The sequence below is a fragment of the Sphingobacterium sp. UBA5996 genome, assembly GCF_002429765.1.
GTDB lineage: Bacteria > Bacteroidota > Bacteroidia > Sphingobacteriales > Sphingobacteriaceae > Sphingobacterium.
In genome coordinates this window covers 357,008-382,662 of record NZ_DJAS01000021.1, presented here as the reverse complement: position 1 = coordinate 382,662, position 25,655 = coordinate 357,008, and the positions used below count along the sequence as shown (strand labels likewise).

Annotated in this window: 21 protein-coding genes; 16 read left to right on the top strand and 5 right to left on the bottom strand. The window is 39.7% G+C overall.

Annotated elements, in window-relative coordinates:
• Positions 1-285: 285 nt before the first annotated feature.
• Both B3E00_RS16510 and B3E00_RS16505 read right to left on the bottom strand, forming a co-directional pair.
• A complete protein-coding gene (locus tag B3E00_RS16510; protein ID WP_293939340.1) occupies positions 286-819 on the bottom strand; it encodes an NADPH-dependent FMN reductase in 534 nt (177 codons plus the stop codon).
• Positions 820-1,059: 240 nt separating this feature from the next.
• Positions 1,060-1,593: a GNAT family N-acetyltransferase gene (locus B3E00_RS16505; protein WP_209575890.1), complete on the bottom strand. Its 534-nt coding sequence runs from the start codon at positions 1,591-1,593 to the stop codon at positions 1,060-1,062.
• A 327-nt stretch (positions 1,594-1,920) separates the two neighbouring features.
• Between B3E00_RS16505 and B3E00_RS16500 the strand changes: the two genes are divergently transcribed.
• Both B3E00_RS16500 and B3E00_RS16495 read left to right on the top strand, forming a co-directional pair.
• A complete protein-coding gene (locus tag B3E00_RS16500; RefSeq protein WP_293881160.1) occupies positions 1,921-2,619 on the top strand; it encodes an RNA ligase family protein in 699 nt (232 codons plus the stop codon).
• Complete coding sequence (locus B3E00_RS16495; protein WP_293939339.1) at positions 2,619-3,728, top strand: AAA family ATPase; 1,110 nt, start codon at positions 2,619-2,621, stop codon at positions 3,726-3,728. The genes B3E00_RS16500 and B3E00_RS16495 overlap by 1 nt, the downstream gene beginning before the upstream one ends.
• Before the next feature lie 61 nt (positions 3,729-3,789).
• Here B3E00_RS16495 and B3E00_RS16490 read toward each other — a convergent pair whose 3' ends face one another.
• On the bottom strand, positions 3,790-4,284 hold the full coding sequence (locus B3E00_RS16490) for a hypothetical protein (RefSeq protein WP_293881156.1): 495 nt from the start codon (positions 4,282-4,284) through the stop codon (positions 3,790-3,792).
• A gap of 286 nt (positions 4,285-4,570) precedes the next feature.
• On the opposite strand from B3E00_RS16490, the gene B3E00_RS16485 reads away from it, so the two are divergent.
• Positions 4,571-5,146 (top strand): Crp/Fnr family transcriptional regulator, encoded by a 576-nt coding sequence (locus B3E00_RS16485; protein ID WP_293939338.1) that lies wholly within the window; start codon positions 4,571-4,573, stop codon positions 5,144-5,146.
• A 31-nt stretch (positions 5,147-5,177) separates the two neighbouring features.
• Here the strand turns inward: B3E00_RS16485 and B3E00_RS16480 are convergent, their stop codons facing one another.
• The gene (locus tag B3E00_RS16480) at positions 5,178-5,663 is read right to left on the bottom strand and encodes a hypothetical protein (RefSeq protein WP_293881152.1); all 486 of its coding nucleotides are present in this window, start codon (positions 5,661-5,663) and stop codon (positions 5,178-5,180) included.
• Positions 5,664-6,335: 672 nt separating this feature from the next.
• Here B3E00_RS16480 and B3E00_RS16475 point away from each other — a divergent pair.
• The 3 genes from B3E00_RS16475 to B3E00_RS16465 all read left to right on the top strand — a co-directional run bounded on the left by B3E00_RS16475 (position 6,336) and on the right by B3E00_RS16465 (position 10,100).
• The gene (locus B3E00_RS16475; protein ID WP_293881150.1) at positions 6,336-7,727 is read left to right on the top strand and encodes a 3-keto-disaccharide hydrolase; all 1,392 of its coding nucleotides are present in this window, start codon (positions 6,336-6,338) and stop codon (positions 7,725-7,727) included.
• Between the two features lie 11 nt (positions 7,728-7,738).
• Entirely contained in the window at positions 7,739-9,154 is a 1,416-nt protein-coding gene (locus B3E00_RS16470; RefSeq protein WP_293881148.1) for a Gfo/Idh/MocA family protein, read from the top strand.
• A gap of 448 nt (positions 9,155-9,602) precedes the next feature.
• Positions 9,603-10,100: a DinB family protein gene (locus B3E00_RS16465; RefSeq protein WP_293939337.1), complete on the top strand. Its 498-nt coding sequence runs from the start codon at positions 9,603-9,605 to the stop codon at positions 10,098-10,100.
• A 29-nt stretch (positions 10,101-10,129) separates the two neighbouring features.
• Here the strand turns inward: B3E00_RS16465 and B3E00_RS16460 are convergent, their stop codons facing one another.
• Positions 10,130-10,498, bottom strand: a complete 369-nt coding sequence (locus tag B3E00_RS16460; RefSeq protein ID WP_293939336.1) for a winged helix-turn-helix transcriptional regulator — start codon at positions 10,496-10,498, stop codon at positions 10,130-10,132.
• 468 nt (positions 10,499-10,966) lie between these two features.
• On the opposite strand from B3E00_RS16460, the gene B3E00_RS16455 reads away from it, so the two are divergent.
• The 10 genes from B3E00_RS16455 to B3E00_RS16410 all read left to right on the top strand — a co-directional run bounded on the left by B3E00_RS16455 (position 10,967) and on the right by B3E00_RS16410 (position 25,654).
• Positions 10,967-11,647, top strand: coding sequence for a response regulator transcription factor (locus B3E00_RS16455; RefSeq protein ID WP_293881142.1), 681 nt, complete (start codon positions 10,967-10,969; stop codon positions 11,645-11,647).
• A 2-nt stretch (positions 11,648-11,649) separates the two neighbouring features.
• Positions 11,650-12,996 (top strand): sensor histidine kinase, encoded by a 1,347-nt coding sequence (locus B3E00_RS16450; RefSeq protein ID WP_293939335.1) that lies wholly within the window; start codon positions 11,650-11,652, stop codon positions 12,994-12,996.
• A gap of 90 nt (positions 12,997-13,086) precedes the next feature.
• Positions 13,087-14,358 (top strand): TolC family protein, encoded by a 1,272-nt coding sequence (locus B3E00_RS16445; RefSeq protein ID WP_293939334.1) that lies wholly within the window; start codon positions 13,087-13,089, stop codon positions 14,356-14,358.
• Complete coding sequence (locus B3E00_RS16440; protein ID WP_293888212.1) at positions 14,358-15,464, top strand: efflux RND transporter periplasmic adaptor subunit; 1,107 nt, start codon at positions 14,358-14,360, stop codon at positions 15,462-15,464. The genes B3E00_RS16445 and B3E00_RS16440 overlap by 1 nt, the downstream gene beginning before the upstream one ends.
• Position 15,465: 1 nt before the next feature.
• Positions 15,466-18,561: an efflux RND transporter permease subunit gene (locus B3E00_RS16435; protein ID WP_293939333.1), complete on the top strand. Its 3,096-nt coding sequence runs from the start codon at positions 15,466-15,468 to the stop codon at positions 18,559-18,561.
• Positions 18,562-19,000: 439 nt separating this feature from the next.
• Positions 19,001-19,900: a dihydrodipicolinate synthase family protein gene (locus tag B3E00_RS16430; protein WP_293881132.1), complete on the top strand. Its 900-nt coding sequence runs from the start codon at positions 19,001-19,003 to the stop codon at positions 19,898-19,900.
• Positions 19,901-20,069: 169 nt separating this feature from the next.
• Positions 20,070-21,527 (top strand): aldehyde dehydrogenase (NADP(+)), encoded by a 1,458-nt coding sequence (locus tag B3E00_RS16425; protein ID WP_293888214.1) that lies wholly within the window; start codon positions 20,070-20,072, stop codon positions 21,525-21,527.
• Positions 21,528-21,565: 38 nt separating this feature from the next.
• Positions 21,566-22,564 (top strand): 4-hydroxyproline epimerase, encoded by a 999-nt coding sequence (locus B3E00_RS16420; protein WP_209575847.1) that lies wholly within the window; start codon positions 21,566-21,568, stop codon positions 22,562-22,564.
• 23 nt (positions 22,565-22,587) lie between these two features.
• Positions 22,588-23,850, top strand: coding sequence for an NAD(P)/FAD-dependent oxidoreductase (locus tag B3E00_RS16415; protein WP_293881126.1), 1,263 nt, complete (start codon positions 22,588-22,590; stop codon positions 23,848-23,850).
• Between the two features lie 31 nt (positions 23,851-23,881).
• Complete coding sequence (locus B3E00_RS16410) at positions 23,882-25,654, top strand: DUF885 family protein (protein WP_293888217.1); 1,773 nt, start codon at positions 23,882-23,884, stop codon at positions 25,652-25,654.
• Position 25,655: the final 1 nt, after the last annotated feature.

Below are 25,655 nucleotides of genomic sequence, written 5' to 3'. Positions count from 1 at the left end.
TGCTGTTTCTCTGCTATTTGTTTGCTGTTTCTCTGCTACTTGTTTGCTGTTTCTCTGCTACTTGTTTGCTGTTTCTCTGCTATTTGTTTGCTATTCCTTTGGTAAAAAGACAACAAAATGGTAATAAAATAGTAAGTAGAAAGTCAATAATCAGCAAAGAAAGGCCAAGCCAGTATGCAACTTGGCCTATAGAGCATCTTTATAAAGCTTTACCCAGCAAATTCAATGCATTGAAGGAATGAATTGCAAAGCTTAGAAAAGTAACAGTGGATTACGAAAGTACGATTAGGCAGAAATCTGCTTTTTAAATCCAGCAATTCTTTCCTTTAGCGTATCACTGTGTTCTGGACTGATTACGCCATTATTCTGATCAAAATTTTCGTAAAATTTGGGAAGCGAAAATGTTTCTTTAATGATTGCTCCAAACTGCGGAAAGAACTTTTGGGCTTCCGCCATGACATTCCCACCGCCATATCCCCCTGGCGAGGTAGTCATAAGAAGCATGGGTTTATCTTGGAAAACTTTCACATTGATCCTAGATGCCCAGTCGAACACATTTTTAAATGCAACGCTATAGGAACGGTTATTCTCAGCAAGCGAGCAAATAATAACATCACAAGCAGCTATATTTTCTAGGAAAAGCTGTGCTTCCCGCGGAAACCCATCTTTTTCGAGATCGACGGAAAAAACTGGCATGTCATAGTCATTCAGATCGATCAAATTAATCTCGTGTTCATCAAAACTTTTAAGTACAAATTTGACCAGCTGTTTGTTGATCGAAGTGGAAGAATTACTCCCAGCGAATGCGAATATTTTCATATTTTATTCTTTATAATTCTCAGTTCTTTAAATGTAGCCATTTCCTAAATATAGTATATGTTTAAGTTTAGCATACTGCTTTTGGTAAGTTAATCAGCAAATTTTCCATATTATACCGAATATAGTCATGGAATACCTTGAAATTAATACAGAAAGAATAAGGGTACTGCCACATAAAATATGAGTATAGTAAATGTATAATCAGAGCTAAACTTGATTTTTTATTCACGAATACCTCTTTTATTTTTCCGTATTGAAAATAGAGTATAATGGAATATCATAATATTTTCCATCTTTTTTTAGATGCTGTTTCAATAGTGCTTCTTTTTCCATGCCTATTTTTTCCATGACCTTTCCCGAAGCTGGGTTATGTGGAAAGTAGGTCGCAAAAATCTTGTTAAAATGCAGTTCTCTAAATCCAAAGTCAATGATGGCTTTTGCTGCTTCAGTAACATAACCTTTGTTCCAATAAGGAATAGCAATCCAGTATCCCAGCTCAGCCTTATCCGAGCCTTCATCGTGTAATCCGATCGCCCCAATCAGTTTTTTATCTTTATTTCGAATAGCAAAAGTAAAACCTTTACGATTGATATATGCTTCTTCTGCTAATTTAAGCCAATATTCAGCATCTTCTTTTCGGTATGGGTAAGGAATATTTGATGTAAAGTCCGAATATACTTTATCTTTAAGATAGTCAACAATCTGTGGAATATCAGAAGTAGTAATTGCATTGAGAATAAGTCGTTCTGTTTCTAGTTGTGGGAAATCTTTCATTTCGATAAGTCCTCAATTCGGTTTAAACGATATTTCGAGTTATTTAGTTGTTGGCAAATGTAATGATTTTATTAATTTCAAACTAATAACATTACGCTTTGGTGTCCATATCCGCTTTCATTTTCTAGGATCGATAGCATTGATTATGTTTTTAAAATAAATTTTATAATTTTGCAGCTGTAGATCATTCATGTTATCAATTTTTAAAACGTAAAGCCATGTAATGCATTGTCGATATTTAGGAGGAAAAGTAATCAACGGATTTATCTGATTTGATTACCCTATTCCTACGTCTTCAATTTTTTAGTATGGACTTAAATTTTAAAAATGAATTCAACAAAATATGGTCGTACCTACCATTTCCCTTTTTCTCCGGGGACAAGCAGCGACGATCGTTTTAATCAGCATTATTGGACGGATATACAATCCTTCCATCAACTGTTATATACAGAAAAGTTAGATGGTGAAAACAACTGTCTTTCACAAAGGGGGGTATTTGCACGGTCTCATGCGGCCCCGACTACCTCGCCATGGACGGCCCAGCTAAGGGAACATTGGGCCAGATTAAAAAATGATCTGGATGATTTGGAATTTTTTGGTGAAAATCTTTATGCTATACATTCAATCGAATATCGGAAACTAGAGCACTATTACTATGTTTTCGCTGCTCGAATTAAAGATCAATGGCTTTCGTGGGAAGAAGTTACTTTTTACGCTAGTTTATTTGATTTGCCCATGGTACCTGTTTTAAAATTCGAAAATGTAAAGGATATGACAGAACAGCAGCTTCAACGTTCAGTCGAAAACTTGTCCACACAGCCCTCGGTGTTTGGATCTGTTGATGCTAAAACTGGACATATATGTACGATGGAAGGGGTGGTGTGTAGGAATGTCGACGCATATAGTGTTGGCGAATTTCAGCACAACGTTTTTAAATATGTAAGAAAGGGACATGTGCAGACTGATGAACATTGGACAAAGTCATGGCGTAGGACAAAAATGATTTGGGAAAGGAGAGATTATTAATGGAATGGAAAATAGCAGTAGATAAGGACTGGGCGACGTTAGAGAATAAATTCTCTTGGGTAATGGATATGGAAAAGGTACAGCAGGATCCTTGGCATCATGCAGAAGGAAATGTAGCAATTCATACACAAATGGTTCTTCAGCAGCTTGAAGAGCTCCCTGAATACCAAAAGCTGGACGGGCAAAAGCAGGAGTTGATCTGGGCTTCTGCCTTGTTGCATGATGTCGAAAAAAGATCCACCACCATTCTCGGGTCAGATGGACGTATCAGTTCGCCAAATCACGCTAAAAAAGGCGCGAAGACCGCGCGCGAGATTTTGTTTCGTGATGTGGAGACTCCTTTCGCCATAAGGGAGCAAATTGTGTCCTTGGTACGCTACCATGGTTTGCCATTATGGCTTATGGAGAAAGCTGATCCCCTGAAGAGCGCCCTGGAGGCTTCGCTCACTGTAAATATGAGTCAGCTCAAGCTGTTGGCTGAAGCAGATGCCAAAGGTAGATATTGTCGCGATCTGGATGCACTGCTCTATGCGTTGGATATGTTTGAACTGTATAGCAAGGAGATTGGCTGCTGGAATGAGGCTCGTCCCTTTTTAACAGACAATGCTCGATTTACCTATTTTAATGGAAAAGACAGCTACGTCGATTATGTTCCTTTCGATACATTTAAATCTACGGTTATCGTGCTTTCAGGGCTGCCCGGAATGGGTAAAGATTATCATATTCAAAAAATGAATGCAGATATACCCGTTATTAGCCTGGATGATATCAGACGCAAATATCGCATTGATCCCACTGATAAAAGGAGAAATGGATGGGTCATACAAGAAGCGAAAGAACAGGCAAAAAAATATTTGCGCTGTGGACAGGATTTTATCTGGAATGCCACGAATATAACTTCCCAGATGCGTCAGCAGCTGATCGATCTTTTTGTTGGCTACCAAGCCTATGTTAAATTACTGTATGTCGAAAAGCCCTATCAGGTATGGCGCACACAGAATAGAGATCGAGAATATCCATTACCTGACGCAGTGTTAGATAAAATGCTCCGTAGTTTGGACGTTCCTCAGTTGACAGAAGCTCATGAAGTTCAGTATATCACAACATAAATAGCATCTTAACAAAGGGTATTTTGAAATTATCCTTTGTTAAGATATGAACGATTCCTATTTACTGTGTCAATTTTTGATTTAATAGTGGAATAAGCTCCTCTTCCCTGATATTGATCACATCCATGTCGATCCATAGACGAGCTGGCTTTGTGGAAAGGTTACGGTCGATAAAGCTTAAGAGATGTATGAGACGGTTTGTTTTTTGTTTTCGTAGCAATGAAGAGTCTTTTAATTTTATAAATATAGAAGACGTTCGGTATAAACCGGTAACAAAGCAATCGATGTCCGTCCACGGAATTGGCTGGGGCTTTAATGCGCTGTTGTTTACGAGCATGTCCTGATCTATCGTGAGTGCTGCTATCCCTTTTTGATAGCGACTCATTTGCTGTATTCTGAGGTAAAATACGCTTGCTGCTGCTAGCGCCCACACCGTCGACGCCAGTTTTACAATAAGATCTTTATGTAACCAAGCATAAAGCGCAACGACTGTCGCGAAAAAACAAAGCACCATGCTTATGATAATTTTACCTTTGTTAAAATGAATTTTGATCATTAATTTTTCTTTTTATAAACATACAAACTCTGCTAAAAATAGGCGAAGATTATCTGCTGCAAAACGGCTCTTTCTGTTTAGTGCTCATTTTGGATTTGCTTTTCCTAAAGATAAGCAGTAAAAACGGTCTAATCTATTCGCATTTATTATTCGCAGCTGTTGAATGATTATCCGTAATATATCAATTTATTTTGTCAGTCCTTTTAAATTGAATGTCGTTGAAATAGATTTGAACTTTTTTTTAGTAAAATGAATAGTAGTTTTGATTGTACAATAAATTGTCAAAATGTTAGAAAATCTCAAAGGACATTTAAAGAAATTTATCGATGTAGATCCGATCCAATTAGAGGAAATACTGGGATATTTGAGAACAAAAACGGTCGCAAGAAAAGAAAATATACTGGAAGAGGGACAGGTTTGTAAATATCATTTTTTTGTATTGAACGGTATGCTTCGAAAATTCTTTGTTAATGAAAAAAGTGTCGAACAAACGACGGAATTTGCGATAGAAAACTGGTGGATCACAGACAATATGGCTTTTGAACAGCGGGCAGTCACTACATTTTACATTCAAGCAGTAGAAAAATCAGAATTGGCATATATCAGTCAGGAAGATCAGGAAAAATTGGTGGCGGCATTTCCTACAATGGAGCGTTATTTCCGCTTTGTTTACCAAAGGGCGTATGCCGCGGCGCAAATGCGGATTAAATATCTATTCTCTTTATCCAAAGAGCAGTTTTATTTGGATATGCTTCAAAAGTACCCTCATTTTGTACAACGTGTTCCGCAATATCTGATTGCATCATTTCTTGGGTTTACGCCTGAATATTTAAGTGAAATCCGAAAGAGAATAATCCGCTGAATGCGCCGTTAAAATTAGCTACAACTAAAGACTAGTAACATTGGTCAGAATCAGCAACACGGAAGGGATTAATTCGAAATTGAAGGTTGTGCTCTTTTGCATAGTCATAGACTAATTTTTCGAATTTTTCCATAGCACTTTCTTCCGAAGCAGCAAAACAGTGCAAGTTTAGTTCAAGCGGTTTTTCTGAGGTTGCTGGATCTATGCGTAGTTGTTCAACTTCAGAGAGAACAACCGCAAAAGAAGTTTTGCAAATCTCTACCTCTAGCTGCGAAGCTACTAATTGAGATGAAATGCTATAATACGAATTTTTATTTTGGATTTCTTCTTGAAAAGGATCTAAATATGTCGTAATAATAGATCGATAACCATATTTAGCATTACCAAAAAACTGATCAATATATTCCTGCGCTTTTTCATATGTTGAGAAGACACCTTCGAGATTGGTGAACAAATCTGGATCTTCCCTTACTTCTTTTGAAACTACTGTATATACCTTAATGAGGTTGGTTGTCATATTTCGTATGCTACTTTTTGTACATTAAGTAAGTTTTTCTGCAAAAAAACTAATTTAGAATTTTATCCATGATCGATTATAAGATAAAATCATCGTTTTAAAATAAAAAATTTCCTCTACTAATTTGTAGCCTGTTTTAGATCAGGTGCTTGTGCTTTAAAGTTGTATATAATTTTCGTATTATCCAAATATTTTGCCAATTGTTTTCGTTTACACATCTTAAAGATCATCATATCACCAAATACGCCTTTCAGCATACGAAATCGATATCGGATGCAGCTTGCTGATTAGCTTCACTTTTGCATGTTGACACAAGAGGAACACGCCAATGTTTAGGTAGACTTGTCATCGGCTCTTCAAAAGGGCAGTCTAAAAGCACTATTTAAGAAGCTTTTTTACACTCGATCTTTTAACCTAAAAATATAGCCTAAACAATTTTACTTTTGAATGGAACATGCTTTCTTTGGTGCAGATTCAAACGTTTTCGTAAATAAATCATACCATTTGATTCATTTCACTTATATTAATTAATATATTGTTTTGCCAATTCAATTCAATTGAAATGAATAGCCCATACCTAAATTAGGATGTATGTGGCTTAAACTTGTTATGATTTACAAACCAATGATGAATAAATAAACCGGGTCTATAGACTCTAGATTAAATTATAAAATGAGAAGAAATACACTATTTAAATCTGTTTTAGTGGCAGCTATGGTCAGCAATGTTGTATTGACCCATGCCCAGACAGATAAGAGTAATGAAAAAGGTTGGACAAACCTTTTTGATGGAAAGACGCTAAATGGATGGAAGACTGTTGGAGGAAAAGCGCCCTATTCTATTGAGGGAGATGCTATTGTCGGCCGAATGACAAAAGGCACCCCCAATTCTTTTTTAATTACTGAAAAGGAATACGGTGATTTCATATTGGAGCTGGATATTAAACTCGAAGGAAATGAAACTAATTCAGGTATCCAAACTAGGAGCCATCTCGATCCAAAAGCCAATGATGGACGAGGGCGTGTATATGGAAGACAAGTAGAGATTGATCCATCCGAGCGCGCGTGGACGGGTGGAATATATGATGAAGCACGTCGTGGATGGATTTATCCTTTGGATTTAAATGAAAATGCCAAAAGAGCATATAAAGCAGAAGAATTTAATCATATCCGAATTGAGGCCATCGGCGATGAGTTGCGTACTTGGGTCAATGATATTCCAGTGTCTTACGTTGTTGATACTATTGATAGAATAGGGTTTATCGGACTACAGGTGCATAGTATTCCGGCGCAATTGGATGGAAAGAAAGTTTATTTTAAGAATGTAAAAATAAAGACAACTGATCTTAAACCGAAAGGTTTTCCTAAAGATGTATATATCGTCAATCTCAAGCCCAATGAAGTGGCCGATGCTGAAAAGAAAAAGGGTGTTAAACTCTTATTTGACGGTAAAACCAATAAAGGCTGGCGAAGCATACATAGCGATAAATTTCCAGAACGGGGGTGGGAAGTCAAGGACGGACAAATGACTGTACTAAAATCTGACGGCGGAGAATCAACTAATGGTGGAGATATTGTCACAAAAGATAAATATGCTGTGTTTGATCTTTCATTTGAATTTAAGCTTAGTCCAGGTGCAAATAGTGGTGTTAAATATTTTGTCACCTTGAAAGAAAAATCAAAAGGATCGGCTATTGGTTTAGAATACCAAGTGCTTGATGATGCTTTGCACCCTGATGCAAAGTTGGGTAGGGACGGAAACCGTACGTTGGCATCCCTATATGACCTCATCACATCCAACCGTGATGAGCGTGCACGCAGACCGATCGGTGAATGGAATAGGGGTAGAGTCGTTGTTACAGCAGATAATAAAGTTGAACATTATTTGAATGGCATTAAAATGCTGTCTTATGAACGGGGCTCCAAAGCGTTTAAAGATTTGGTTCAAATCAGCAAGTATAAAGACTGGGAGAACTTTGGCGAAGCTAAGGAAGGCTTTATTCTTTTGCAGGACCATGGTGATCGGGTCTCCTTTCGCAGTATAAAAATCAATACACCCAATTAAGACTACTCTTTATGAATCATTATTTATCGCGCAGAAGCTTTGTTAAACAGTCCGTTATTGCTGCAGGAGCTGTTATGTTGTCCAACAGTGTCTTAGGAAAGGTCAATCTGGCCAAACCCAATGAACGTGTTAATCTAGCCTGCGTAGGATTAGGCAATAGGGCAGCGGAAATCATTAAAGAACTCTATAAGACTGGACTCTGTAATATCGTAGCCTTATGTGATGTGGATCTTGGCGCTAAACATACACAGGAGATATTGGGTATGTTTCCCGACGCACCTCAATTTAAGGATTTTAGGGTGATGTTTGACAAAATGGGAAATCAGATCGATGCTGTGAGCATAGGAACCCCTGATTTCTCTCATTTTGCAATAACGATGCTTGCATTGGATTTGGGCAAACATGTTTACGTGGAAAAACCAATGGCAAGAACATTTCTTGAGGTTGAACTTATGACAGAAAAAGCTCGGAAAAATCCGAAACTTGCTACCCAAATGGGAAACCAAGGGCATTCTGAAGCAAATTATTTTCAGTTTAAAGCTTGGAAAGATGCGGGTATTATTAAAGATGTTACACGCATAGATGCGCACATGAATATGCCGCGCAGATGGCATGGCTGGGACGTGAATATGAAGGGCTTTCCTGCCGCGGAGATGATACCCGAAACGCTAGACTGGGATCTTTGGCAGATGCAGACTATTGGTCACAATTATAATAAAGATTTTGTCAATGGACAATGGCGTTGTTGGTACGATTTCGGAATGGGCGCTTTGGGCGATTGGGGGGCTCATATATTGGATACAGCACATGAATTTTTAGATTTGGGACTCCCAACCGAAGTCTCAGCGGTAAAGCTAGAGGGGTATAATTCGTATTTTTTTCCGATGTCTTCCACCTTAAAATTTCATTTTCCAAAAAGAAAAAAAATGCCTGCAGTAGATATTAATTGGTATGACGGCTTGGATAATTTGCCACCTATACCCGAAGGCTATGGGGTATCCGGACTGGATCCTAATATTCCTCCACCAAGTACAGGAAAATTAGAGCCCGCTAAATTAAATCCCGGAAAAATTATCTATAGCAAGGATTTGATATTTAAAGGTGGCTCCCACGCCAGTACGCTGCAGATTATTCCAGAAGCGAAGGGGAAAGAAATGGCGGCTCGTTTACCGGAAGTGCCAATATCACCATCCAACCACTTTGCTAATTTCTTAAAGGGGTGTAAAGGTGAAGAGAAGACGCGGTCGGCTTTTGAAATTGCAGGTCCTTTGAGCCAAGTGTTTTGTTTAGGTGTCATTGCCCAGCGATTAAACAGTAAATTGGTACTGAATACTCAGACAAAAGAAATTGTCAATGATAAATTTGCCAATGCTCTTCTAGCCGGACCTCCACCGGCTAGAGGCTGGGAACAGTATTATAAGATGTAAAGAATCGAAGACTAAACATAGAAATGAAGGGCAATGTAAAACGTTGCCCTTTTACGTTAATAAAAGCGCTGTTCTTATCCTTATGATTCGCCTGCCATCAATACATATTAATGAGTGGAAGATAGTAATAAATACGAAATCTAGATGTAGAGAGAAAAATTAGGTCTATTTTGATGAACCGATACTTTACTTCAGCCCCAAAAAAAAGGTTTTCAAACGGGGAGAATGAAAACCTTAAATAACCAATTATAAACCTAAATTATGATGATACAAATGTAAGTGTATTTTCTACACTATGCAAATTTATTTTAAAATAATTTGATGTTCTTTATACAAATTAAAAGAAGTCATTATTTTTACGTTATCAAAGCTTATTTTTACTTACAAATTTTCACGAGGTGGACATGGCAGTACATTAATAGTTGAAAATAACATATTAGATATTTATATGGAAAATTTAGAAGTGTGGATGCGCGGACCCATTGCTGGAATTCCCGATCTGCTGCAGCCTGTTGCACATACACTTTCGCAAGTCGCAGAGGATGTATCCACCTATACTGATCAGCTGTCTGCACAACAGCTCTGGACAAAGCCCTGTGGGAATGCCAGCATAGGTTTTCACCTACAGCATATCAGTGGGGTAATCGACCGAATGTTTACTTACACTGAAAGCAAGCCCCTTTCGGATGAGCAATTGAATTATCTCCACAGAGAAGGTATAGAAGATGTCGATGCAAGTCTTGCATCTCTTATCGAAAACTTACATCAACAGATCAACAGATCTTTGCAAAAGTTAGCTTTAATCGATCCGAATATATTGACCGAGCAACGTTTTTTGGGAAGAAAACGCATCCCCACCACATTGATTGGCCTGTTGTTTCATGCTGCAGAACATGCGCAGCGTCACGTGGGCCAATTGCTGGTAACGGCACGTTGCCTCCAATAAAAATGAAACTACGTGAAGTTAGATAAAGCCTATTTATTAAATTCTGGAGCTTGTTTTAATTTTTCCCCCCATTTCCCCAGTTCCTCGATGATCGGTCTGAGCGGATAACCAAGCTTGGTCAGTTCATACATAACGCGTGCAGGTACCTCCGCATATACGTGACGCTTTACAACTCTATGCTCTTCCAGTTTCCGCAGCTGTAGGGTCAGCATGCGTTCGGTAATATTGGGTAAACATTTTCTGATCTCCGTATAGCGCAAACTTCCATTGATGAGATAGCAACATATTGCTAAAGCCCACTGACCGCCAATCACATTGGCCGCAAATACTTCAGGACAGTCATTTTCAAGTCTCTTTTTATTCGAAAAATTAATAGAACACGCTTTAATTCTAGTCATACGCACATTTTTTATAGTACCTAACATTGGGTTGCCTATAAACCAAAATAGTAATTATGTTGCTATTTTTAAATCACAATCATGTCGTTTATTAAAACTGCTGTATGGGAGCAATATTAATTTATAAGTAATCTGGCAGGCTATTCAACAGCCATCGGTGACAAGAAACTCAACCTGAGGCGCAATCTTTTCTATATCCGGTAGTCCGCCCAATGCTGCTCTGTGCTAGGCAATTGATGCGGCGTTAATTATTTGGTTAAGGATAATCAATTTAGGTGATGCGAAGTATTTTATATCAGAATCGATTAATGTTGATTGGATGTATCCCTAAAAATCAGTGGACAGGATTGAAGAAGTGGGGGCGCCTATGGATTATCGGACGATTAAATTGTAAATTTGTATACTTGTAAGATTCTAAGAGGAATTCATGATTTTTATAATCCCACATAAAAATAAACAGCGTATACTATGCAGATACTTTTAGTAGAAGACGATCGCCGCATTAGCAGCTTCGTCGTTAAAGGCTTAGAAGAAATGGGAAACCAGGTGATCCTCGTTGAATCTGCGGAAGCGGCACGCGAATGGATCAATGTAGATTCATTGGATATTATTGTACTTGATATTATGTTGCCTGGTATAGATGGCATACAGTTTACAAAGACAATCAGGTATCGAAAAAATCATATTCCGATATTGATTTTAAGTGCTTTAGGAGAGATTGAAGATAAAGTCGAGGCCTTAGAAAGTGGGGCTGACGATTATCTTGTCAAGCCCTTTTCTTTTAAGGAATTGGTAAGCCGTATTAAAGCGCTAGTACGCAGGGACAACTATAAAAATGTACAAAATGATAGTAGTATAGAGATTCGCGATTTAAAGGTCGATCTTGAACGCTACGAAGTCTTCAAGAATGGTAAAAATGTCGATCTATCTCCTAAAGAATTCAAGCTATTGAAGTATCTGATCGAAAATCGCAATAAAACTCTTTCGCGAACAGCAATATTACAAGCTGTTTGGGGCATTGATTTTGATAATAATACCAATGTAGTCGATGTGTATGTTTCTTATCTAAGAGGTAAGGTCGACACTGGTCATGTGGCTTCCATTATCAAAACAGTGAAAGGTGTGGGGTACATGCTTACAACGGACTGATTATGAATTTAAAGATTCGGCTTACACTCTTTTCAACGTTGGTATTCACCATTATTTTCGCACTTGCAACAGTAGTCATTTACTGGATGTTTTACAATTCGTCTGAACGACATCTAATAAGCTCGCTGGAAAAAAATGCAAAGATTGCCGGTATTTATTACCTTGAAGCGGATGAACAGAGTCCATTAAAGCATTTGGAATCTAAAAATCAATATGAAAGTTTGGTCAAACGTGCTATGGTAGCAGTCTACAATGCCGCAGGAAAAGTAAGTTACGGCGGTATGCGTTTCGATAGTCTAATTAATAAGGATTTATTACGCCAGCTGAAAACAGACAAAACAATCTATTTAAAAACAGAAGATAGCTTTTATTTTGGTTTGTATTATCCCGATAATCAAGGCGATTTCTTTGTGTTTGTAAAAGAATCAAGTGCTGACTTTGATCATCAATTGAATCGTTTGCTCATGACACTTGTCCTTGTATTTCTTGTAGCATTGATCAGTATTGCCTTGTTGTCAGTTTGGCTAAGTAAGTATGCCTATCTGCCCATTCGTAAAGTAATCCAGGAAATTCAGCACAAGGATTTAAGTACCATCCAAGAGCCCTTGACAAGTATAAATACCAAGGATGAACTGCAAGATCTTATTGAAAGTTATAATGCTCTTCTGCGGCGGATTAGCGAAAACATGATTATTAGAAAGAACTTTGTTAGTTATGTTTCACACGAATTTCGAACGCCTCTGGCAGGTATACTCGGGTCAATCGAGGTTTTCGGCACAAAAGTGAGAAGCGAAGAAGAATATCGTGAATTAGCTGAAACTATTACCGACCATGTGAAATTTCTGAATCAGCTAATTGGTAATTTTCTTTTACTCACAGATGATCAGGCCGTGAAACGTTCCCAAGAACTTTTTAGGATCGATGAGGTGGTTTGGGATCTTGTACCTAAGCTTTCGCGATCGTTTACTGCTCCTCTGAAGATTGATATACAGGTCGATGAACCGCAACATTTTAATTTTTGGGGAAATAAGATGCTTGTCACACTTTCTATCTCTAATTTAATAGAAAATGCACTTAAATATGCAAATAGGCAAGAAGTACTTGTCCGAATGACAAATTCAAATGGTAGATTGTCTTTGCAGATTATAGACCACGGCATTGGGATTCCAGCAGCCGAACTGGAGTCTGTGAAGCAGACTTTTTATCGTGGCTCGAATGTAGGCAACGTCAAGGGCAGTGGTATAGGTCTTTCTTTTGCCCAAATTGTATTTAAGGATCAAGGGGTTGACTTTGAAATCCATTCAACCGATTTGGGTACAACGGTATCGCTACTATTCCCTAAATTCTAACCGTTTTCTAATCTCTTCTAATCAAACTTTAATTTACCCTAAAGTTACCTGTAATCCTCGCCAGTTAGTTTTGTAGAAATTCAAAATTAGGTGAGAAAACTACAGATTACATTATTGCTACTACTTGGCCTGAATAGTAAGCTATTTTCACAGGAAGCCGGCGAAAACCGTTTACAAAAATCAGAGATAGAACAAATTTTCCTGGCCCATAACCTGAACTTAATGGCTCAACGTTTTCATATGCAACAAGCGGAGGCAGCTGTGCTTCAGCAAAAGTTGTGGCCCAATCCAACGATCTCAATCTCTGAGGTCAATCTTTGGAAAAACTCCTCCAGCGAATCGCTTCCAGTGCTGATCGGTAATTACGGTAAATACCAGCAGGTGTCGGTCGAATTGGAACAGACTATCGAAATGGCTGGTAAACGAAAGAAAAGGGTTCATCTGCAACTGCTGGAAAAAGAGAATGCGCAGCTTCAATTCCAAGAATTGCTGCGGAACCTGAAATATGATCTTCGGAGTCAGTGTCTCGAATTACAGATCTTGCAGGAGAAAGAAAAGTTATACGATAATCAGGTCAATATCTTTCAGACATTGGCTCAATCGTATCAAAATCAATGGAGAGAAGGCAATGTAAGTGAGATGGACTACCTCAGGATTCAAAGCGAATCTATCGCGTTTGGGAACAAATTAAATGAAATCCAACAGGAGAAAATTGAAAAAATGAATGCGGTTGCGCGCTATCTCGGGAACGAGGGAGCCGCACTCACGATATCAGATACGATCGACATGCCACATTTTCTGCAGGGAAGAAAACAGGAGTGGAAAATGATGGCCCTCGACAATCGCAGCGACTATAAAATCGTCCGAAACGAATTGAAAAAAAGTGATGCTCAGCTGAAAATCGAAAAGGCAGAACGTATACCGGACTTGAAGGTATCAATCAATTATGACCGCGGTGGAAATATTATGCGTGATTTCGTAGGGCTGGGGGTGGCCATGGATCTTCCTTTATTTAATCGAAATCAGGGCAATATCAAAATCGCTAAACTGGAACTTGAGAAAAATAAAGTGGAGATCGAGCAATTTCGTATCGACATCGAACGCGAAATTGATTTCCTTTCGGCGCGATTGACCAATCTCGAAGTGAGTTTGAAAACGATGAATACAGGCTTTGATCATAATCTTGATGTAGCGCTGGAGCGCTATGTCCGAAATTTTCAAGAGCGGAGATTGACCATTGTTGAATTTATAGACTTTATCAATAATTATATGGAAAATAAGGAATCGATATTGGAACGTAGGGTCAAATACCTACAGTATAGAGAAGAATTGATGTATTTAATCGGAAAGGATATTGTCTAATGAAAAGAAACTTATTAATGCCATTGACCTTGATGTCCATCTGTGTAATTTGGGGATGTCAATCGACGAAAAACGAAGAGCAGGCTAACCTGTCAACCAAAGGTTTCTGCCTTAGTGCTGATTTCAAAAACCAAATCAAAATTGATGCTATAAAGAAGAGGGCGGTATCTGAACAGATTGCTTTGAATGGTGTGATCCAATATGATCAGGATGAACTTGCAGCGCTGAAGAGTCCGATACCCGGTATCGTGCAGTCTGTCTCGTTCAAAATGGGTGACTACGTGGAGAAAGGACAGATTCTTGTGTCGCTTAAAGGCACATCAGTCAATGATTTGGGAAAGGAGCTACGTGAGCTCGAAAATAGTAAGCGCTTGACGGAGCGTAAATTGGAAAGTCTGCACAGCTTGCTGAAAGATGGTATGGCTTCTCAACGCGAGCTGGAAGAGATGGACAGTGAACTGAAAGCCATACAGATCGGAATTCGCAATGTAAAGGCCAATATGAATCTGCTCAATGGATCATTAGAAAACGGTATGTTTTATATCCGTGCACCTAAAGCTGGTTATATTGTGGATAAAAAGGTGAGCCCCGGTATGACAGTTGGCGATGATACGGAGTTACTGTCGGTTAGTAAACTGAATGAAGTATGGGTTTCGGTCAATATTTATGCAAATAACCTGCCTTTTGTAAAAAATGGTGCTCCCGTCAAGATCACAACATTAGCTTATAAAGGAGAATCTTTTGAAGGTTATATTGATCAAGTAGCGAATTTTTTTGATCCCGATGAACGTGTTGTTAAAGCGCGTATAAAATTGTTAAACAAAGACTTGAGATTAAAGCCCGGCATGAGTGTAGATGTGTTGGTAGAAAAAGCCGTGTCTGGACAGGAAGAGCACATGTTGGCAATACCCAAAGATGCAATTATTCTTCACAACAATCAGAATTTTGTAGTTCTCTATAAGAATGATTGTGATTTAGCTGTAAAGCCAGTAGACATTGTTGCTGAGAATGAAACCTATGCTTTCGTCAAAACAGGAATGGCTGAGGGGGATCAGGTGATGACTGAAAATGAGCTGATTGTATTTGATGAATTGATAAATAAATAGGATGAAGAAAGTTGTACAAAATATTGTTTCATTCTCATTGAAACACTCCTTGGTCGTCCTTTTTTTTACGATGGCATTGTTATTCGGCGGTATATATGCCTATTTGCATACACCGATTGAAGCCTTTCCCGATGTTACCAATACAAGGGTTAGGATTATCACGCAATGGCCGGGACGCAGTGCTGAGGAAATAGAAAAGTTCGTCACACTGCCAGTCACCAAAGAAATGAATACGATTCCAAAGAAAACGGATGTTCGCTCGATATCATTATTTGGTTTATCTGTTGTAACGATTCAATTTGAAGATGGTGTAGCAGACTTTTACGCACAGCAATATGCAGGTAATAAAATGCGCTCTATTGAATTACCAGAAGGTGCTGAAAGTTCCATTGAACCACCCTCTGGCGCAACAGGAGAAATTTTTCGCTATGTGGTGAAGAGTAATCTTTCGATTAAAGAGGTTTCTGCCATTCAGGATTGGGTGATTGAACGGGAACTCGTTGGTGTGCCTGGGGTGGCAGACGTCGTTAGTTTTGGGGGCGAGGAAAAGATTTACGAAATAAAAATCAATCCAACAGAATTGGCCAATTATAACCTTTCGCCGTTAGATGTATATGAGGCCGTTTCGCGGTCGAATATCAACGTGGGCGGAGATGTTATCCAAAAGGGTAATCAGGCCTATGTGGTACGAGGTGTAGGGTTGTTGGATAAAATCGATGATATAGGCAATATATTGATCAAAGTGGTGGGCAATACACCGATACTCGTCAAGCATGTCGCCGAAGTAGAATTAGGGGCCAAGCCTCGGCTCGGGCAGGTAGGTCTCAATCAAGAAGATGATCTTGTCCAGGGAATTGTCATTATGCTTAGGGGAGAAAATCCATCTGCAGTCGTGACAAAGTTAAAAGAAAAAATAGCTGAACTGAATGAACGTATTTTACCCGAAAATGTCAAGATTGAACCCGTCATAGATCGTACGAAATTGGTGAACAATACAGTGCATACAGTCTCTAAAAATCTGATAGAGGGAGTTCTGCTCGTTTCGATTATCGTCTTTATCTTTTTAAACAACTGGAAGACAACCTTTATTGTCGCATCTGTTATTCCATTAGCTTTCCTATTCGCAATCGTCTTATTGAAGATTCAAGGATTGCCGGCCAATTTGATCTCTATGGGAGCCCTAGACTTTGGACTGTTACTCGAAGGTACGCTGGTCATTGTAGAAACTGTTTTTGTCTCTTTGGAAAAAGAGGCACATCGGCTTGGGACAGCCCGTTTTAATAAGATATCCAAGTTAGGAATTATCAAAAAAAGTGCAGGTTCAGTAGCCGGATATATCTTTTTTGCCCTGTTGATTTTAATCGTCGCGTTGACTCCGATCTTCTCTTTTCAAAAGGTGGAAGGAAAGATGTTCTCACCATTGGCTTTTACACTCGGTTATGCTTTGCTGGGTTCATTGATCCTGAGTTTGACGTATGTGCCCGCCATGTGTAAATACTTGCTGAAAAAAAATATCAAAGAGGATGAAAATAAGATCACTAAAGTTAGTCGGAATGCCATTTTTAAAGGTTTTAAGAAGGCTTTTGATCATCCAAAATGGACGTTATCTATTTTTGTCTGTGTGTTGTTAGTTTGTATTGTTCGATTTAGTCACTATGGTTCAGAGTTTCTTCCTAAACTGAATGAGGGGGCAATTTATGTTCGTGCAACTCTACCCAACAGTGTCAATCTGGAAGAATCGGTTAAGTTGACCAAAACGATGAAGACAAAATTGATGAAGCAGTTTGATGAGATCGATTTTATTATGACGCAGACAGGTCGTCCCAATGATGGAACAGACCCAACAGGTTTTTTTAATATAGAATTCAATATTGAATTGAAACCTCAGGGTGAATGGAAACGTAAACTGTCAAAAGAGAAATTGATCGGTCAGATGCGGGACAGCCTACAGACATTTCCTGGAATCAACTTTGGTTTTAGCCAGCCCATCCAAGATAATGTAGAGGAGTATGTAGCAGGAGTAAAAAGTCCACTAGTGATCAAAATTTTTGGTGAAAACTTACAAGATTTAGAAAATAAAGCTAATAGATTTGCAGAGTCACTTAAAAAGGTGGATGGTATCACAGATGTCAATGTTTTTAAAAATATAGGCCTTCCTGAATTGCGTATCCAATTGCATGATTCAAAGATGGCTAAATATGGTGTTTCAACCAAAGATGTACAGTCCGTTATCGAAATGACTATTGGTGGGCAATCTGTTACGCATTTCTACGAAAATGAGCGGATTTTTGATGTTCGCCTGCGCTTCCAAAAATCATATCGTGATAATCCAGAAAAGATCGGAAATATCATCATACCGACGATGAATGATCAGAAAGTGCCACTACGCGAGATCGCAACAATAGATTATCATACCGGTCCGGCTTTTATTTATAGAGAAGGTAATTCCCGTTATATTGGCGTTGGTTTTAACATTGAAGGACGGGATTTGGGAAGCACTATTGCCGACGCAAAAAAACAGATAGATCAGGATATTCAGTTGCCTAAATCCTATAAAGTGGTATGGGCTGGCGAATTTGAAAGCAAAGAACGGGCAACCAAACAGTTGATGAACGTCGTTCCTATTTCTTTGATTTTAATATTATTACTACTTTATGCCAATTTCGGCAATGTAAAAGATACACTGATTTCTTCGCTGACCCTCGCCTTTGCATTTATTGGCGGATTTATCTCCTTGTGGGTCACCGGAACAACTTTTGGAATTTCGGCAGGTATTGGATTTATTATTCTTTTTGGTGTAGCCACGATTGATGGTATTGTTTTAATTGGGGTTATGAAAGAAAATCTGGTACATAAGATGAGTTTGAAACCTGCTATCTATGAAGCTGTAAAGAGCCGCATAAGGCCCATTTTAATGATCGCTTTAATGGGTGCAATGGGATTATTACCAGCTGCGCTTTCCAATGGAATGGGATCCGAAATTCAAAAGCCGCTAGCTATCATGATTGTGGGTGGATTGATTATGTGTATGATACTGTCCTTTTCAATATTACCCATAGTTTTTTATTATGCATATAGAAAGGAAAGCAACATTTAGTTAACCATTTTTAAGTATTTATAATACGATGCAAAGGTTGCCTGTTTGACAGTGCAGCCTTTGTTGGTTGTAGTCCCTATCGGTGTAATTGCTATTTAAGGAATACTCAAAACGTCAGATAATGACATTTTAAAATCCGACGCGCCCCCTATGTATTGGAACGTATTTTTTTATAGCCCATTTTTTGTAAATATTATTATAAATGTTGAACTTACATTTACGTTGTTAAAACCGAACTTCATCTTAAAAAATAAATAATACATCGCGTACTGAAAAAAGTTCCAAGTCTGCATTTAAAGTTAAAAAGCCATTCTTCAGGTTTGTCATGAATGATTTTGCTGGAAAAGGTCAATATTAGGTCAGTGTTGATTAATTCATAAGAAGACTGTGTATCTTATTTCAGATAGATTTGTGATAAAGAAATAATAAAATATACGCTATGGCACAATTTAAATGGGAAGGAATTTACCCTGCAATGTTATCTCCATTTGATGAAAATGGAAATTTGGATTTTGATATGTTTGGTAAAAACATTGAAGCACAATTGGATGGAGGTGTTCACGGTCTAATTATCGCTGGATCGTTGGGAGAGGCAAGTGTTTTAAGTACGGAAGAAAAATATGATTTATTGACATATGCGTTGAAACTTGTCGATGGACGCGTCCCAGTGTTGCTTAATATTGCAGAAAATACGACGGCTGCTGCAATTAAAGTTGCTCAGACCAGTGAAGAATTGGGGGCAGATGGTTTGATGTTATTGCCACCGATGCGCTATAGAGCTGATGACCGAGAAGCTGTGACATATTTTCGTACTGTAGCACAAAGTACCAAACTGCCAATCTTAATCTATAATAATCCCGTTGACTATAGTACCTACGTATCTCTCGACATGTTTGAGGAACTATTATTAGAACCAAATATTCAGGCAGTGAAGGAATCGACACGCGATTTAACCAATATTACGCGTTTAAAAAATCGTTTCGGTGATCGCTTGAAGATTATGGCTGGCGTTGATACGTTGGGACTTGAGTCTTTGATGTTGGGAGCTGATGGCTTAGTGGCTGGATTGGTAGACGCGTTTCCTAAAGAAACGGTTGCTATGTACGATTTAGTGAAGGCGGGTGAGTACAACAAAGCCGTAGAAATATACCGTTGGTTTATGCCTTTATTAGAATTGGATATTCACCCTAAATTGGTCCAATATATTAAATTAGCTGCAACAGCCGAAGGAATTTCAACACCCTATACACGCGCCCCTCGATTACCATTGATTGGTGAGGAAGAACAACGGGTGAAAAAAATTATTGCAGATTCAATAGCAACCAGACCACAACTATAGGGACGTTTCTGAACTTTCTGAAAGAAGGTTCAGAAAATTTCCTTTTTAGGGTCTGTTAATAATAGGCGGAAAGAACCTTCTTATTTATATTCAAGCCACAAGGGATGAAAATATAGGGAAGGTTTTTATTGATTTTTGAAGATACTACTTACAATAAAAAACAAAAGGAATGGATAGAACGCAAAATGACATTGATTACGTCGTAAAACAGGCAGATGCTGGATTTCAGTTTCTTCAGAAAACTGATGTCACTGAAAGAGCGGAATTAATGTATGCTATTGCCGCTGAAATTGAGGGACTGGGCGAAATATTGATTGAAACAGCTCATCTGGAAACGGCACTTCCTTTGGGAAGACTGCAAGGAGAAAAGGCGAGAACCGTCAATCAGTGGCGTAGGTATGCCGATGCCGTCCGCACAGGTTTATACAGCGAAGCGCGGATAGATCGGGATCCAAATGGCCAATTTGATTTAAGGAAATATAACAAAGGACTCGGTCCAGTTGTCGTCTTTGGCGCTAGTAATTTCCCTTTCGCCTTTTCGACTGCTGGCGGAGATACAGCAAGTGCCATTGGTGCAGGCTGTTCGGTTATCGTAAAGGCTCACCCTGCTCATCGCAAAACCTCTCAACTAATGGCCGACGCTATCGATCGGGCGATTTCAATGTATGGTGCTCCAAAAGGTGTTTTTAGTCATGTGGTGTCGGATTCTTTCGACGCCGGACAGCAATTGGTGCGCCATAGCTGTGTGAAGGCGGTCGCATTTACAGGCTCATTTCATGGCGGGAAAGCCTTGTTTGATCTCGGACAGTCAAGGCCCGATCCTATTCCGGTATTTGCTGAAATGGGAAGCGTAAATCCGGTCTTTCTTTTACCTGATTACCTTACTAACAATCTTGAAGCTTTTGCAAAGCAGTATATTTCCTCACTACTTTTAGGTGTTGGTCAATTTTGTACCAATCCAGGTGTTTTGGTCAGTGTCGGAAGCGAACAGCTGGATCGACTTAAAGCGGAGTTGAAGAAAGAACTTCAAGCTGCCAATACTGGCAAAATGCTGCACGCAGGCATATTGGATACCTACAACCGTTTAAAAGAGGAAATGGTTCAATACGATGGTGTTCGTATATTAGAAGAAGGACAGGATAATGCAGCGCAAGATTTTGCTCAGGCACTACTTGTGGAAACCGAGGCAAGCCAAGTTTTAGCTAATCCTAAGTTATTGGAAGAGGTTTTTGGACCTTTTGGACTAATTATATCTTGTGCGGATCTCAACGAAATGAAACAGGTAATGGAGCAGCTCGAAGGGCAGATAACCATCACTTTCGCAGCTTCGGCGCATGATATTCGCGACTGTCAGAATCTTTTTGCCTTGGCACAGGATAGATGCGGAAGGCTTTTGTTTCAGGGTATGCCAACAGGCGTAGAAGTTCAATATGCCATGCAGCATGGTGGCCCTTTTCCGGCAACCACAGATGCGCGTTTTACTTCTGTGGGACCCGATGCGGTAAAGCGTTTTCTGCGACCTTTGAGCTTTCAAAATTGGCCAAACGAATTTTTACCCAAAGAATTGCAGGATGGAAATCCATTACAAATTGATCGTTTAGTCAATCAACAATGGACTAAAGCATAATTTAAACAAATGACCATATCAACAACAAAGAATCAGAAATGAAGAAAACTTTTTTTTGTATTGATTCGCATACCTGTGGTTGTCCCGTGCGATTGGTCGCCGGGGGAGCCCCGTTATTAGCGGGAAATTCCATGATGGAGCGCAGATTACATTTTATACGTGACTACGATTGGATCCGTATGGGATTGATGTTTGAACCACGCGGACACGACATGATGAGCGGAAGTATGCTCTATCCACCATTCGATCCTCAAAACGACATTGGTGTTCTTTACATTGAGACGAGTGGCTGCCTTCCCATGTGTGGACATGGAACGATAGGTACCGTTACGATTGCCATTGAGGAAGGACTCGTTCAACCTAAGGTTCCCGGAAAATTGAGGTTGGAAACTCCGGCTGGACTTGTACATATTGACTATGTGCAGGAAGGACCCAAAGTAAAAAGTGTCAAGCTTACAAATGTAAAATCATTTTTATATGCTGAAGGCCTAACGGTCGATTGCCCGGATCTGGGTGCAATTAGCGTTGATGTGGCCTACGGTGGGAATTTCTACGGTATTATCGATCCGCAGGCTAATTTTGATGATATTAGCTCCTATTCGGCGAGCCAATTGATCCATTATGGTAAGATAATCCGCCAGTTGCTAAACGAAAAATATTCCTTCGTACATCCCGAAGATGCCAATATCCATGGGTTGACACACATCCAATGGACCGGCAATCCAAAGCTTTCCAATTCATCCGGACGTAATGCCGTATTGGTTGGAGATAATGCCCTAGATCGCTCTCCATGTGGAACAGGTACTTCTGCGCGTATGGCACAATGGTATGCAAAGGGAAAACTCAAAAAAGGAACCGAATTTATACATGAAAGCTATATAGGTTCGCAATTCACCGGTAAAATCGAAGCTGAGACAACCGTGGATGGTCGGCCGGCTATTGTACCCTCCATAGAAGGCTGGGCGCGGATAACAGGGTATAATACCATTTTTTTAGATGATGAAGATCCTTATTTTGGAGGTTTTCAGGTGATTTAGTAATTTAATAAGACAATAGCAACGTGAAAGAAAACAATAGAGGTACAGTTGTCGTAATTGGCGCTGGAATTGCCGGACTTGCTTCGGCCTATTACCTTGTGAGAGACGGGTGGGAAGTGAAAATACTGGAAAAAAACACTTTGGATAATAACTGTTCTTACGGTAATGCTGGTATGATCGTTCCGAGTCACTTTACTCCCTTGGCAGCCCCAGGTATAGTAGCACAAGGGATAAAGTGGATGTTCAATAGCAAAAGCCCTTTCTATGTACGGCCTTCGCTAAACCCTCGGTTGGTCAATTGGGGACTAAAGTTTCTAAAACATGCCAATCGCGCCCATGTAGACCAACATGCATCTGCTATTCGCGATCTGAACTTATATAGCAGCAGGCTGTACAATGAATTGGCTGTGGAAGATGGCTTTGATTTTGAACTGAAGCAGAACGGTATACTGATGATGTATAAATCAAAGGAAATGCAGCATGAAGAGATTGAGCTGGCCCATCGTGCGCAGGATCTCGGACTGGACGTCGATATTCTGGAAGGGAATGCTGTTCAAGAACTGGAACCCAATCTGAAACTGGATGTATTAGGCGCCATACTTTATCGATGTGATGGAAAACTATATCCTTCCAAGTTAATGCAGCAATTGATTCACTACCTGAAAGCCGCTGGCGTAGCTTTTTTTGAAAAAACTGAAGTCCATAAGTTTGTTACGTCCGGAAATAAGATTAAAGAGGCAATCAGTGATAAGGGAAGTTTTCAAGCAGATGCTTTTGTATTGACCGGTGGTGCTTATTTGCCGCAGCTGACCTCAAAGTTGCACATAAATACACCGCTTATGCCTGGAAAAGGATACTCATTTATGTATCAGCCCGAGAAAGAGAACACATTGAATCATGCGGCATTATTACTGGAGGCTCGTGTTGCTGTAACGCCTATGAATGGCCAGATCAGATTCAGTGGTACGATGGAGTTGGGGCCTGCAAATGATCGGATTTATGAAAACCGTGTCCGCGGAATTGTAGAATCTATTCCTAAATATTATCCCGAATTGAAGGTAGATTACCCAAGCGAAAAAATATGGTATGGTTACAGACCATGCTCGCCTGATGGATTGCCCTATCTGGGCAGATTGAAGAAATTTGATAATGTCCTAATTGCGGGCGGGGGTGGAATGATGGGGTTGAGCTTGGGACCTGCCTATGGGAAAGTTGTTGCAGATTTATTGGCAGGACAGAAAATCGAGGCTGAAATCGCTGGTTTTAGGCCTGATCGTTTTGACTGATAAAATTAGGATATAAACCAACACCCAAATTATGAATCGTTCTTTTTCTTTTAAAGCTCCCAAAACATTGTTTTATGGGCTACTCTTTCTATTCCCCATCTCCATGCATGCACAGAAGATGAAATTATACGACCATACAACCCCTATAGAACCTTTTATTGTGCAATACAAGCATGATGTTGAGGCGATAAATTATTTTTATGGCCCTATGCCCAAAGGCTGGGGCAATCAACAGGCTGCCGCTTCGCCCGAACAGTTGGCACGTCTCCAACGTTTGGATAACGAATATTTGAACAAACTGGACAAGTTTCCCTATGAAGAACTCGAGACATCGGGACAGGTAGATTTTATCTTACTCAAGCGCAAACTAAAAAGTGATCTCCTTTCATTGGAAGAAGATGAGTCGAATTACAAGCGGTTAGCCATGTATTTACCTTTTGCACAGCGAATATTTACACTTGAAAAGGAACGTCGTAGGGGGAAGCGTCTCGCGGGAGAAGATGTCGCGAAAGAACTGACGCTCGTTGTGGGAGAAATAGATCAATCAATCGCTGCATTGCAGGGAAAAACCAAAATTCCTGATGCCGATGTGAACTTTTTAACCGCCTTATTAAATTCGTTGGATTTAAGGATCACGAGCACCTTCGATTTTTACAATGGTTACGACCCCGAATTTACGTGGTGGGTACCCGCCATCTTTCAACAGGTGAAAAACAAGTTGTCAGACTACAAGGAAAAATTAGGTGCAAAAAGCGACCGGAAAGTGTTTGATGATGGTAGCCAGATTGCGGGTGTGCCAATTGGCGAAAAGGATATAAACCGAAGGCTCAAAGCTGAAATGATCAGTTATACCGCTACTGACCTTTTAAAATTGGCTGATCAAGAGTTTAAATGGTGTGAAGCGGAGTTATTGAAAGCAAGCCGTGAAATGGGCTTTGGGGATGACTGGCGGGCAGCGCAGGAAAAGGTTAAAAACTCCTATGTACCCATTGGGGAACAGCCCGAGCTCATTATGAAATTGTATAATGATGCACAGCAATTTATCGAACAAAATAAACTCATGGATATTCCCGAGCTGGCAGACGAGACCTGGGGTATGATCATGATGACACCTGAACGGCAGCGGGTCAACCCCTTTTTTACAGGCGGGCGGGAAATTAGCATATCCTATCCGACAAATACCATGGATCAGCAGGCAAAATTGATGAGCATGCGCGGCAATAATCCTTATTTTTCCCGCGGTACAGTTCAGCATGAGTTAATTCCCGGTCATCATCTGCAATATTTTATGAATCGACGGTACAAACCTTATCGCGAAGAGGCATTTAACACGCCGTTCTGGACGGAGGGATGGACATTGTACTGGGAGTTGCTGCTGTATAGCAAGGGGTTTGCAAAAACGCCAGAGGAGCGAATCGGAATGTTATTTTGGCGCATGCACCGTTGTGCACGAATAACCTTTAGTATCAAATTTCATTTGGGGGAGTGGACGCCGCAACAATGCATCGATTATCTGGTAAACCGCGTGGGATTTGAGTCGGCTAATGCGCACGGTGAAGTGAAGAGATCCTTTGAAGGCTCTTATGATCCACTGTATCAGTTGGCCTATCTCGTAGGTGGCTTGCAGTTGATGCGCATCAAAGAGGAGGTAGTAGATCAAGGGAAAATGTCATATGCTGCATTCCATGACCGCGTGATCAAAGAAAATTATCTGCCGATGGAAATGTTGAGAGCGATTATCAAGGGAGAGAAGTTAAAGCCCGATCACGAGACAAACTGGAAGTTTTACCATTTTAATAACTAGG